This window comes from Nonomuraea sp. NPDC026600, from assembly GCF_040638335.1.
Classification (GTDB): Bacteria; Actinomycetota; Actinomycetes; order Streptosporangiales; family Streptosporangiaceae; genus Nonomuraea.
In genome coordinates, this window is sequence record NZ_JBEZYD010000047.1 from 83060 (window position 1) to 96352 (window position 13293).

General features: G+C 69.5%; 6 protein-coding genes. 2 read left to right on the plus strand and 4 right to left on the minus strand.

The genetic code is table 11. From position 1 onward, the window contains the following. Window positions 1–6 precede the first annotated feature (6 nt). The 3 genes from AB0F17_RS57495 to AB0F17_RS57505 all read right to left on the minus strand — a co-directional run bounded on the left by AB0F17_RS57495 (window position 7) and on the right by AB0F17_RS57505 (window position 9062). Entirely contained in the window at window positions 7–5541 is a 5535-nt protein-coding gene (locus AB0F17_RS57495; RefSeq protein WP_358043034.1) for an amino acid adenylation domain-containing protein, read from the minus strand. 247 nt (window positions 5542–5788) lie between these two features. Further along, entirely contained in the window at window positions 5789–8350 is a 2562-nt protein-coding gene (locus AB0F17_RS57500) for an ABC transporter permease (protein WP_358043037.1), read from the minus strand. Window position 8351: 1 nt separating this feature from the next. Beyond that, complete coding sequence (locus AB0F17_RS57505; protein ID WP_358043039.1) at window positions 8352–9062, minus strand: ABC transporter ATP-binding protein; 711 nt, start codon at window positions 9060–9062, stop codon at window positions 8352–8354. A gap of 353 nt (window positions 9063–9415) precedes the next feature. Here AB0F17_RS57505 and AB0F17_RS57510 point away from each other — a divergent pair, with 353 nt between their 5' ends. Next, entirely contained in the window at window positions 9416–10363 is a 948-nt protein-coding gene (locus tag AB0F17_RS57510; protein WP_358043042.1) for a methyltransferase, read from the plus strand. A 28-nt stretch (window positions 10364–10391) separates the two neighbouring features. After that, the gene (locus AB0F17_RS57515) at window positions 10392–11552 is read left to right on the plus strand and encodes a tryptophan 2,3-dioxygenase family protein (RefSeq protein WP_358043045.1); all 1161 of its coding nucleotides are present in this window, start codon (window positions 10392–10394) and stop codon (window positions 11550–11552) included. Between the two features lie 66 nt (window positions 11553–11618). Here the strand turns inward: AB0F17_RS57515 and AB0F17_RS57520 are convergent, their stop codons facing one another. After that, the gene (locus AB0F17_RS57520) at window positions 11619–13190 is read right to left on the minus strand and encodes a glycosyltransferase family 39 protein (RefSeq protein ID WP_358043048.1); all 1572 of its coding nucleotides are present in this window, start codon (window positions 13188–13190) and stop codon (window positions 11619–11621) included. Between the last annotated feature and the right edge of the window lie 103 nt (window positions 13191–13293).

Here is a 13293-nt window from a genome sequence, read left to right on the forward strand (position 1 = left end):
GTCCCTTCAGATCCTGCCTGAGGCGTCGAGTCCGGATGCTGTCGGCAGGTTCTCCAGGATCTTGCTCTGGATCCTCTCGGCCAGCGCCGCGATCCGCGGTCGATCGAAGAGGTCATGCGGCGAGACGTCGACGTCGAAGGCCCCGCGTATCCTCGACACCAATCGCACGCTGCTGATGGAATCGCCGCCCAGGTCGAAGAAGTTGTCCTCGATCCCGATGTGGTCGATCGCGAGCACCTCCGACCAGATCCGGCACAGCGCCTCTTCCGTCGGGTTGCGCGGGGGCAGATACTCCTTCTCGGCGTCGTCCTGGTAGCCCGGCGCGGGCAGCGCCGCGCGGTCGAGCTTGCCGTTGCGGTTGAGCGGCAGCTTCGCCAGCGGTACGAAGGCGGACGGGATCATGTAGTCCGGCAGGAACTCGGCGAGATGCCCGCCCAGCTCGCCGCCGGAAGGCGTGGGGGCGCCCGGCGGCGACACCATGTAGGCGATCAGGCGCTTGTTCCCGGCCTCGTCCTCGTGGATGGTCACGGCCGTCTCGGCCACGCCCTTGTGCCGCGACAGGACGTTCTCCACCTCTCTCGGCTCCACCCGGAAACCGCGGATCTTCGCCTGGTCGTCGGCCCGGCCGGCGAACTCCAGCGTGCCGTCCGGGTTCCACCGGACGAGATCCCCGGAGCGGTACAGCCGGGCGCCGGGCGGGCCGAACGGATCCGCGACGAAGCGCTCGGCGGTCAGCGCGGGGCGGCCGACGTAGCCGCGGGCCACGCCGTCGCCGCCGATGTACAGCTCGCCGGTGACGCCGACCGGAACGGGGGAGAGCCGCGCGTCCAGCACGTAGACGCGGTCGTTCGGGATGGGCAGTCCGATCGGTACGTTGCCGTACTCCGTCCCCGGCTCCACCGGGAACAGGGTGACGGCGATGCTGCCCTCGCTCGGCCCGTAGTTGTTGACCAGCCGGCGGCCACGTGACCAGATTCTGGCCAGCTCGGAGGTGAGCACCTCGCCACCGACCCGGATGAACTCCAGACCGGACAGCGCCTCGGCGTCGAGGGCCGGCAGGACGGTGGGCGGCATGGTCACGGCCGTCACGATGTTCGTCCGCAACTGCTCGATCAGCTGCGCGCCGCCGTACCCCGGCGCCGTCACCGGAGCCACCAGAGTGGCCCCGCTCACCAGCGTGGTGAACAGATCCAGCGAAGCGGCGTCGAAGCTCATCGGGCAGAGCTGGAAGACCCTGCTCTCCCGGGTCAGCCACAGGTCGCACACCGCCACGACCGTGTTGTACAGCGAGCGATGCTCGACCATGACCCCCTTGGGCTGCCCGGTCGAGCCCGAGGTGTACACGACGTAGGCGAGGTCGCGCGGCCCGCCGGTGTCCTGCGGCGGAGCGTCCGGGCAGGCGGCGATGGCCGGCCAGTCCCGGTCCAGGCACACCGTACGGGCACCGGCGGCGGACAGGTCCGCGACGAGACGTTCATGGGTCAGCACCACCGCCGGCTGGGACTCGGCGAGCATGACGCGCAGCCGTTGCGGCGGATAGTCCGGGTCCAGCGGCACGTAGGCGCAGCCGGACTTGAGCACGCCGAGGATCGCGACCACGAGGTCCAGGCTGCGTTCGATGGCCACGCCGACCAGCACGTTGCCGGTGACGCCCAGGCCGGTCAGGTACTGGGCGAGCCGGTTCGCCCGTGTCTCCAGCTCCGCGTAGGACAGCCGCTGCGCACCGCACTCCACCGCGATGGCCGCCGGCCATCGCCGCGCGCCTTCGGCGATCACCTCGTGGACGCGACGCTCGATCGAGTAGTCGGCCGTCGTGCCGCTCCACTCGTCCACGATCATCCGGAACTCCGCGCCGGTGAGCATGGGGATCTCGCCGATCACCTGGTCGGTGTCATCCACGAAGGACGCCAGCAGGGCCAGGAGATGCTGGGAGATCCGGTCGATGGTGTCGGCGTCGAAGAGTTCCGGGTCGTAGAGCAGCCGCATCGACAGCGTCTCGTCGGGGAAGACGCTGAGACCGATCGGGTAGTTCGTACTGAATTCGGGGTTGAAGGAGACGAGTTCGAGGCCGTCCGCCGTCGTCCGGCGATCGAACGGGTAGTTCTGGAAGACCAGGACACTGTCGAACAGGTTGACCCCGGCCGGCACCTCGCTCCACGACTGCACCCGGGGAAGCGACACCGAGCCGAACTCTCTGGCGCTCGCCTGTTCGCGCTGCGCCTCGCGCAGCCAGGGCAGAAGTGCCCGGCGGTCGTCGACGTCGATCCGGATGGGCAGCGTGTTGATGAGCATCCCGAGGATCGAGTCGGCTCCGTCCAGGTCGGCGGGCCGTACGGACACCGTGGTGCCGAAGCACACGTCCCGCTCGCCGCAGTGCCGGGACAGCAGGATCGCCCAGGCGCCTTGGACCAGGGTGTTCATCGTCAGCTTGGTGCGCTGCGCGCAGGTGACGATCTTCGAGGCCAGCGCCTCCGGCACCTCCACCTGGACCGATTCCGTCGCCCGAGGCCGGTAGCCCTCGCCGGGCTGCCGGTCGAAGGAGAGCTTCGTGGGCGTGTCGAAACCGGCGAGCTTGTCGCGCCAGTACGTCTCCGCGGCCGGTTCGTCGTGCCGATCCAGCCATTCCACGTAATCGCGGAACGCGCGCCGGGGCGTGGGTGCCGTGATGCCGCCGTAGTGGGACAGGACCTCCCCGAGCAACTCGGCGGCGCTCCACCCGTCCACCAGGATGTGATGGACCGACCAGATGACCTCGACCCTGGTGTCGGTCAGCCGGATGATGGACAGCCTGCTGAGCGGGGCCTCGGTGAACTCGACGCCGGCGGCCCGGTCCGCGGCGATCAGCCGGCGCAGCTCGCGTCGCCTGTCGTGCTCGGGCAACGATCGCCAGTCGGCGTGGGTGATGGGCAGCGTGGCTCGCTCGTACACGATCTGGAGCGGGGTGTCGACATCCTCCCAGACCACGGCGGTGCGCAGGATCGGATGGAGATCCGCGGCGTGCTGCCACGCCCGGCCCAGCGCGTCCGGGTCGTCCACGCCGTCCAGCACCACCTCGAACTGGATGAGGTGGAGGCCGGAGTCGCGCACCATCAGCGCGTCGAACAGCATGCCGCTCTGCATCGGTGTCAACGGGTAGACGTCCGCCACCCCGACGCCGCCGATCACCGGCGGCAGCACGCCGGCCGGCCGGTCGTCGGCGCGGTGCTCGTCCACCGGAGCGGGCAGCAGCTCGACGGCCGCCGCCAGCTCCGCGATGGTCTGCTTGACGAAGACGTCCTTGCCGGTCAGGCGGACACCGAGGGCACGGGCCCTGGACACCACCTTCATGTTCAGGATGGAGTCTCCGCCGAGGGTGAAGAAGTCGTCGGTCACGCCGACGCGCTCGACCCCCAGCACCTCGGACCACACGTCGGCGAGGATCCGCTCGACGTCCGTCCGCGGAAGCACGGCTTCGGCAGCGGGCCGCGGGGCGGCCTCGGGCGCGGGCAGGGCCTGCTTGTCGATCTTCCCGTTGCTGGAGATCGGCAGGCTGTCCAGCACGATGAAGCGGGAGGGGACCATGTAGCTCGGCAGCCGCTCGGCCGCGAAGCGCCGCAGCTCCGCCTCCTCCGTCTCGTCCGCTTTGTCTGCTTTGTTCGTCACCACGTAGGCGAGCAGGTTGCGCGTCCCGGGGGAGTCGTGGACCGTCACCACGGCTTCGGTGACCCCGGGGTAGCGGCGCAGCGCCGTCTCGATCTCGCCGAGCTCGATGCGGAAGCCGCGGATCTTCACCTGGTCGTCGACCCGGCCGACGAACTCGATGTCCCCGTCCGCGGTCCACCGCACCAGATCGCCGGTGCGGTACATCCGGCTGCCCGCGCCGAAGGGGTCCGCGATGAATCGCCCGGCGGTGAGCTCGGGGCGGCCGAAGTATCCCCTGGCCAGACCCTCGCCGGCCAGGTACAGCTCACCCGGCGCGCCGATGGGGACGGGCCGCAGACACTCGTCCAGCACGTACGTCCGCGTGTTGTCCGTGGGCCCCCCGATCGGCGCGACGCCGGCCCGCACCTGCTCCAGCGTCAGCACCTGGGTGGTCGCGAACGTCGTGGTCTCGGTGGGGCCGTACCCGTTGAGGACGACCGTGCCGGGACAGGACTGGAGGACCCGTTCCACCGCGGCCAGCGACGGGGCCTCGCCCACCGTCCACGCCTCCCGCAGGCCCGCGAAGCAGTCCGGCTCCTCCTCGGCGAACAGGCGGAACAGGGCGGCGGTGAGCATCACGGCGGTCACGCCGTGCTCGGCGACCAACCCGCGCAGCACCTGTGGGCTCAGCTCCGCCGGAGCGACCACCACCCGGCCGCCCATCAGCAGCGGGACCCACACCTCGTAGGTCGCGGCATCGAAGGCGTGCGGGGAGAAGAACAGGAAGCGCCGGTGCGTCTCCGAGCGCGCGTGTCGGTCCCAGGCCAGGCTCACGATGTCCCGGTGGGTCACCGCCACACCCTTCGGGGTGCCGGTGGAGCCCGAGGTGTACATCACGTACGCCAGTTGCTCCGGACGCACGGTCACCGCGGGAGCGTCCGTGTGGAGCTCGGCGAGGTCCGGCTCGTCCACCACGATCACCGGGATGCCGGCCGCCCGCGCCTTGGTGTCCATGGTCCGGTCGGTGAGCAGGACCGTCGCGCCGGTGTCGCGGAGCACCCAGCGGATCCGTTCCGCCGGATAGCTGTCGTGCAGGGGTACGTAGACCGCGCCCGCCTTGAGCACCGCGAGCATCGACACGACCGCGCAGGGCGAACGGTCCAGCAGGAGGCCGACCCGGGACTCGGTGGTCACGCCCTCGGCCAGGAGGCGGTGCGCCAGCCGGTTCGCCAGGCCGTCCAGCTCGGCGTAGGTGAGGATCACGTTGCCCGCCACCACGGCCGGCTCGTCCGGGTGCTCGCGGGCCTGCTCGGCGATCAGCTCGGGTAGGCACCGGTCCGCCGGATAGTCGTGGGCGGTGTCGTTCCATTCCTCGACCAGCCGCCGCCGCTCGGGCTCGGTCAGCAGCGGCAGCTCGGACACCGGCCGGCCGGGGTCGGCGAGCGCTCCCGCCAGCAGGACCTTGAGGTTGCCCGCCAGCCGCTCGACGGTCTCCGCGTGGAACAGCTCGGCGTTGTATTCGACCGACAATGCGAGGGGACCGGCCTGTTCGGCGAAGGTCACCGCGATGTCGACGGGATTCGCCGGCGCGTCGCCCTGTATCACCATCGCGCGTATCAGGGGCTGGTGCCGCACGTCGGGCTCGGCGAACGCGGTGCGCACCGTTTCCCGGACCGTGTCCAGGAAGGCGTCGAACGGCTGCGTACCCACCACCCGCGACCGCAGCAGGAGCGTATGAGGTGGATATTCGGTGCCCACCGCTATGTCCTCCTGCCCGGAATAACGGGCGAAGAGCACCTGGCAGGCGGCGGTCAGGATGACGAAAAGGGAGGTGTCGTGACGGGCGCCGAGTTCGAGCAGTCCTTCGGTGAGTTCAGTAGAAAGCGCGAACGGGTGGGTCGCGGGGGAGAATGTCCGCACCCCGGACCGGCGGCGATCGGTCGGTAACCGGAGCGGGACCGGGCCCGCCGGCAATTCTTCGGATTCCCGTGTGGGCGTCAACCTATCATCGGACATGTTCGACCTCCGATAGAATTCCGCGCCGCTGGAACGGATATCAACCCCACGCGGAATTCCGAATTTATTTCACCTGGGGGTGCCAGCTTCCCGCGGAATATGCCGGGAGATCCACGTCATTGACTCGGCAGCTAAACAGAGTGGTCGGGCCTCACTCGCGGGCGCCGATGGCCTCCACCGGTCTCTGCCGCATGGCGACCCGCGCGGAAATCATGATCGCCGGCCAGGCGACGAGCACGGCGGCCACGACGATGCCCGCGTACGCGAGCGGCGGAATCGACGGCACCGGCCATCGGCTCACGGCCACACTGACGCCGACCAACGCCGGGATCGCGGCCAGTGTGCCGATGAGCACGGCGGCGACCACGATGATCCGCGTCTCGCGGCGCATCATCGACAGGACCTGGGCGCGCTTGGCGCCGATCAGCCGCAGCATGGCGAATTCGCGAACCCGCGCGACGGTGGCCATCACCAGCGTGTTCACCACCGCGATGGCGATGTAGCCGAGCAGGATCGCGTTGAGGAGGAGGCTGACCGCGGAGTCGCCCGCCCCGTCGCCGCTCCGCGCGGCCGTGAAGGACCCGCTGTCGGCGACCGCCGCCGTCGGATAACGCGCCAGGGCCGGCCGCAGGTCGGTGCCCTTCGCCGCCTTGACCAGCATCCAGGAGTCGAGATGGTCGGTGGTGTGCCGGATGACCAGGTCGTGGGGGAGAGTGACGTCGCCGAAGCCGAAACCCTTCTCATAGAGCGCCACCACCCGCGTCCGGACGGCGGCGCCGTCGCCGAGCCGCAGGCTGACGGTGGAGCCGAGGCTCGCGCCGATGGTGCCCGCGGCGATCCGGCTCAGCGCCACCGTGTCGCCGCGCAGGCCGGCGAGGTCGCCGGAGAGGACGCCGAGGTCCATGGTCGCCTTGATGCCGCCGGGCTCGACGCCCTGCGTCGCGAAGATCTTGTACTGCGGGCTGTCGTCAGAGGTGTAGGTGGCGATGGTCTGGGTCCGCACCACCGGCGTCACCGCCGCCACACCGGCCGTCTTGCCGAGCAGGCCGGCGAGGTCCGGCGACAGTCCCGCGGACCTCGGGGTGACCACGTAATCGGCGCGGATGCCCTCGACGGCCTGGCTCTGCGCGGCGGACGCCAGGGTGGTGGCGCTGAAGATCTGCGCGGCGGCCATCGTCACGCCCATGATCAGCGGCGTGGTGGCCGAGCTGAGCCGCCGCGACTTGGCGTGGGCGTTCGCGATCGCCAGGAACCCGCTGACCTCCCCGGACCGGTTCAGCCGCGGCCCGAGCACGGAGACCGCGCCCCCGAGCAGGCGGGGGCCGAGCAGGGCGACGGCGATGACCAGCATCAGGGCGGAGCTGCTCGCGCCGTCCACGGCCGCCTCGCCGGGCAGCACGATCGGCAGGACGATCGCGGCCGCCAGGGCGGCCGGGATGAGCAGCACACCGATCGTCAGCCGGATCCAGCCGAGTCTGCGCGGATCCACCGCCGCCTCGCCGAGCGCCTCGATCGGGCTGACCTTGGCCGCGCGCCGTGCCGCGATCCATCCGCCCATCCGGGCGCCGAGCACGCACAGCACCATGGAGGCCAGCACGGGGACCGGGCCGATCACCAGCTCGAAGTCCTCGGGCAACACGCCGACCGCGGCGAAGGTCGCGTGGAACACCAACCCCAGGCCGATGCCCGGAACCGCGCCGAGCACCGCTCCGGCCACGCTCACCAGGGTCGCCTCGGCTCCGATCATGCCGAGGACCTGCTTCGGGGTCGCGCCGATGGCCCGGAGCAGCGCCAGTTCCCTTCTCCGCTGCTGTACGGACAGCGCGAGCGTACTGGCCACGACGATCACGACCACCATGACCATGGTGGCGCCGAACGACAGGGCCAGCTCGATCACGAACGAGCGCGTCGCCCCGATGTCCAGGATCTCGGCGTCGCTGCGGTCGTCGCCGGTGTAGGTCACGACCTTGGGAACGGCCTTCTCGATGGCGGCGGCGAGGTCGGCGGGCTCGGCCCGCGGGGCGGCCAGGACGCCGATCGCGTCCACCTGGTCCGGCCGCCCGGACAACTGCCGAGCCCGCTCATCGGTGAGGAACAGCGCGGACTGCCGGATCAGCCGCCCGCCCGGCGGGGTCACCAGGCCGCTCACCCGGTAGTTCGACGGGGTCGAGCCGACCGTCAACGTCACCGAGCCGCCGACGGAGATCCCTGCCCGCCCGGCCAGCCCCGATTCCAGGACGACCTCGTCCGGCGCCTGGGGCTGCCGCCCGGCGCTCAGGGTGAACGGCCCGAGCACGGCGGTCGGCCAGCCGTGCCCGAGCAGGGGAAAGCCGTCCGGCCCGTCGAGCACCCGGCCGTCCCGGGCCACCACGCTCATCGGGACGCTGACGTCGCCGACCGCGGCGCGCACGCCGCGTACCCGCGCGATCTCACCGACGCGGGCGGCCGGCAACCGGACCCGCTCGCTGAACCTGGGGTCGATGTCGTCGGCGATCGGCAGGGACTGGTAGGCGCCGACGACCACCGCGGCCGCCCGGTATCGCTCGGTCGGGACGCCGGAGCTGAGGCCGGTCTCCAGCAGGATCCCGCTGGCGGTGATGACCGCCGACCCGAACAGCACCGCGAGGAACGCGGCGACGAAACCCCCCTTACGCCCCTTGATCGTGCTCCAGGCCAGGGACAGTGCCCGCTTCGACATCACGCGCGGTGCCATATCACCATTCGCCTAAACGAGTCATCCGGTCGGCCACCTTCTCGGGCGAGGGGCTGCGCAGTTCACCGGCCAACCGACCGTCGGCCAGGAACACCACCGAGTCGGCGTGGGAGGCGGCGACCGGATCGTGGGTCACCATCAGCACCGTCTGCCCCATCTCCTTGACCACCTGCCGCAGCAGTTCGAGGATCTGCCGGCCGGTGCGGGTGTCGAGCGCCCCGGTCGGCTCGTCGGCGAACACCGCGTCCGGCTGATTGATCAACGCCCGGGCGATCGCGACCCGCTGCCGCTGGCCGCCGGAGAGCTGGCTCGGGTAGCGATCCGGCTGCTCGCTGAGACTGACCGCCGCCAACGCGGTGCGCAGACGATCATGCTGGATGGGTTTGTCCGCCAGGCGGAACGGCAGCGTGATGTTCTGTTCGACGGTCAGCGAATCGAGCAGGTTGTACGCCTGGAAGACGAACCCGACGCGCTCGCGCCGGAGTTCGGTCAGCGCGTCCTCCTTCAGCCGGGACAACTCCGTGTCGCCCAGCCAGACCTTTCCCGACGTGGTCCGGTCGAGACCGGCCGCACAGTGCAGGAATGTGCTCTTGCCCGAGCCGGACGGGCCCATGACCGCGGTGAACGTACCTCTCGGTAATGCCATTGTCACGTCGTTGAGCGCGTGTACGGCGTTCCGTCCTGATCCGTACACCTTGCCTACCGAATCCATTCGGACCGCGTACGTCGCCACCCCGCACCCTCGCAAGTATCGAATGCCGCGCCGAGTATTGCGCTCAAGAATAGTTCATTTTCGCCGCAGTGGTTGCGCCGTTCGCTGAATACGCCCGTGAACTGGGTTTTTCTCCGACGGGTCAAACAGGTAGCCGCCGACGGAGCCGGTGCGAATACTGGGGAAAGCTCGGCGTGACCATCCGCGGCCCGCGGCTGCCGGAGTTTCGCCTGCGCGTTTTTCGCCGGCCAAGGCATTCAAGAATGCCTGATGATTATCGACCGGATTGGCCGTCAGCCATGATTCCAGCGCATCTCGAACGTGCCGTCTTCGGAATTTATTCTACCTACTCATTGCATCTCGCCGACAGGTCCGGGGTGTTCACCTACCTCGCGGACAACGCCGGCGCCACCACCGCGAAGATCGCGGGCGCGCTGGAGACCGACGAGGAGACCCTCGACCGGCTGCTGCTCGTCCTGGCCTCGCTGAACGTGCTCGATCGCACGGCCGGCGGCCAGTACGCCCTCGCCGACGGCGTGCGCCCCTACCTCGACCGGCGGGAACCGCGCTACCTGTTGGGGTTCGTCGACCATCTGCTCGGCAGCACGGCGGACCGGTTCGGCCAGTTGGCCGCCTATCTCGAGCGCGGCAAGAACGCGGTCGACGCCGACCTGCCCGCGCCGTTCGCCACGCTGTATCGCGACGAGGAATCCACCAGGCGGTTTCTCACCGCGATGTGGCAGCTCAGTTTCCACGTCTCCCACGAACTCGCCGCACTCGCCGACCTCGGCCACGCCCGGCGACTGGTGGACGTCGGCGGCGCGAGCGGCCCGTTCTCCGTGGCGGCCCTGCTCGCCTACCCGCGGCTCCGCTCGACCGTTTTCGACCTGCCCCAGGTCGGGCCGTACCTCGCGGAGACCGCGCGCGAGCACCGGCTCGGCGATCGGCTGGGCTTCTCCGGCGGCGACTTCTTCCGGGATCCGCTGCCCGAAGGCGACTGCGTCGCGTTCGGCTACATCCTGTCCGACTGGGACGACGAGACCTGCTCACAACTGCTGCGCAAGGCGTACGACGCCTGCCGGCCGGGCGGCCGCGTGCTCGTCATGGAACGCCTCTTCGACGAGGACCGGCAGGGCCCGCTGGCCACCGCGGTGATGAACCTGTCGATGTACTTCGAGACCCAGGGCAGGCACCGGACCCCCGCGGAGTACCTGAGCTTGCTGGAACGCGCCGGATTCACCCGATGCGCCGTGCACCGCTCCACCGCCGACAAGCACCTCCTGGTCGGTCGGCGCGATTGACCACCGCCCGCAACCCCGTGGGGAACAGATGACCACCGATGCCGTTCGATTAACCTTCCCTGAACACAGCACGGCGCTCGCCGACCGGCTGGCCACGACCGCGCTGGCCGAACTGAGCCAGGAAGAACTGGCCGACCTCTCCCGCCGCTACGACGAGGCGCTGGCAGGCCCGGACACCGAGGAGAACGACACCATCCGCCTGCTGACGCGTCCGTTCAGCCGGCGCCTCGCGATTCCCGAGTACTACCGCTACACCGGGCTGCACGTCTTCGGCCGGTTACTCGCCGGCCAGGACGACGCCTTCGGCGGTGGCCTGCTCGCGATGCACGCGACCCTGACCGAACTCGCCGATCTGGAACGCCGAGAGGCCTGCCGGCACGGGGTGGTGCCCGAGCACATCGCCGAACGCCTGCTCCGCCTGCATCGGGTCATCGATCAGGTCGGTGCGATGTCCGTCGCGCCCTACAGCGCGCTGCGCGGCACGGACCTGGTGCGCGCCGCGCGCGAGGACGAACGGCTCGAACGGCAGTTGCTGCTGCTCAGGCGCTGCTGCGGATTCCGCCGCTCGGACAAGCACGACGAGCACATCTTCATCCGCTCCGTACAGGCCTGCGAGCTGACCTTCTTCATGATCCGCGGGCTGGCCCGCCAGGCGATCTCGGTGGCCGACCTCGACCGCGCCGAGTTCATGTTCCGGATGGGCCAGCTCATCGCCTGCTCCGAACTGCTCAAAGAGATCTTCCACGTGCTGAGGACCCTGTCGCCCGAGCTGTTCCTCGGCTTCCGGGACGCGACCGGGGACGCCAGTGCGGTCCAGTCGCTGAACTACCACCTGATGGAACTGGTGGTGTACGGCTACGACGAACGCAAGGCGGAGACGTACGCCAGGTTCGCCCACCTCGACCTGATCAACGACCCTCGGCTACGGGAGTTCCGCTCCCTGCGGGACGTGGTCGCCGCCGGCGCGGACGCGGAAGTGGTCAGCGCGTACACCGAGGTGGAGCGGTGCCTGCTGATGTGGCGGGGCCGGCACTACGGATTCGGCCGCACCTACCTGCCGAACATGAAGGGTTCGGGCGGCACCGAGGGGGCCGGCTACCTCAAGCGGTTCATCGACAAGACCGGCCTCTGCTCCGGCACCAGGCTGGACGACCCCGAGGAACTGCTGTCCCGATTCGCCTTCTGCTGATCGCCCGTACGAAAGAGGCCTCCGCCCTGGTTCGCCAGAGCGGAGGCCTCTTTCGCCGATGGCTGGTCAGAGGCAGCCCTCCGTGCTCGTCGCCGTCACGGCCTTGGCGGTGTACGGGCACTGGAAACCGATCCAGCGGAGCTTGGGCCACAGCCGCGACCACGACTCACGGGGTTGCCGGCACACCATGAACTCCTGCCCCCGGTCGGACACCGGCAGGTCGATGTCGAACGTGCTGTGCGGCTCGCACTGGGCGAACATCTTCGAGAACTGGGCACGATCCACGCCGATCGTGATGACGACGGTCTTGTCATCAGTGGGCTGTCCGAAGTCGGCGTAGGAGTTGTGGCCGCTGTAGGCGTGCGGCAGCCCGTACTGGGGGCCGTACTTGTCCAGCGCGCCCGCCTGACCGTAGTGGTTGCCGTAGAAGATGGCATGGGCCTGGTCCGCCGCCGGAAGCCCTCGGTAGATGGCGGCGGCCTGGGCGGTCAGCTCCGGCCACCCGGCCTGATCGAACTGGACGATGGCGAGTTCCTGCAGCACAGGATTGCCGGCATACGTCTGGATGGGGAACACCGGCAGCATCAACACCGCCGACGTCACCAGATTGAGGCCCACCGCCGCCCCGAACAGGGCTTTACGCGTGACGGTCCGTGCCCATCCCTCGACCATGACGCATCCGGCGGCCAGCAGCACGAACTGCAGGGCGGAGGCGTACGCCGCCTGCCCGCCGATGACGAGCAGCAGCACGACCATGAAGAGGTAGGCCACCCCGATGAATCGGTACGGGCGCCATTGCGGGCGGCGCAGCAGGCCGACCAGGCCGGCGATCCAGACCGGGCTCAGGAACAAGCCGATCATGAGGATCTGCATCGGGATGAAGGAGATCCTGGACAGGCTGTCGAGCGCCGTCGACAACGCCTTGGACATCTCGACCTGCGGCCAGCCGTGCGTCACCTGCCACACCAGGACGGGTGCCGCGATCACCGCCGCGATGACGACGCCGGTGACCAGTTTCCAGCTGCGCAACGCCTGCCGCGGCCCGCAGAGCAGTATTCCCACCGCGAGAGAGAGCAGGAGCAGGGCGAGGAGGTATTTGGCGTGCAATCCGATTCCGACCACCGCGCCCATGACCAGCCACAGCCGGTAATCGTGGGTGCGGGCGAGCCGGATGGCCAGCCAGCAGACGATGACCCAGACGAGCACGTCGAAATTGTTGGTGCCCAGGATATGTCCGGTGTGCAGCGCGAGTCCGGACGCCGCTGCGGCGATCGTGGCGAGCAACTGGGCTCGCTGATTCGCCCCGAGTTCGCGGGCGATGAATGCGGCGAGTATCACGACCACCCCGATCAGCAGGGCGGGCACTATGCGAAATGCCGTCAGGCTGTCGCCGAACACCATTATTTCCAGCCTGGCCACCAGCGCGACCAGGGGCGGCTGGTCGATCTGCCCCCAGTCGAGATGGAAGCTGGCCGCTCTGGTGTACAGCTCGTCGAGGTGGTAGCCGTGCCGCCCGGACAGCGTGAGGAGCAGGGCTGTCAGAGCACCGGCGACGCTCAGCAGGGGCCACCATCGCACCGCGGGTAATGTGGCCTTGATCGAGGTCGGTAGGTCGGATTTGGCTGTCGTGGTCGTCACGACATGACCGTAAGCATTCAGGAGCTCAAGATCGCGATGGCGTGAGCAGCGCCCGCGCGGTGGGATGATCTTCGGGTGCCGAGGACCCCGGATCGCCGCCCGT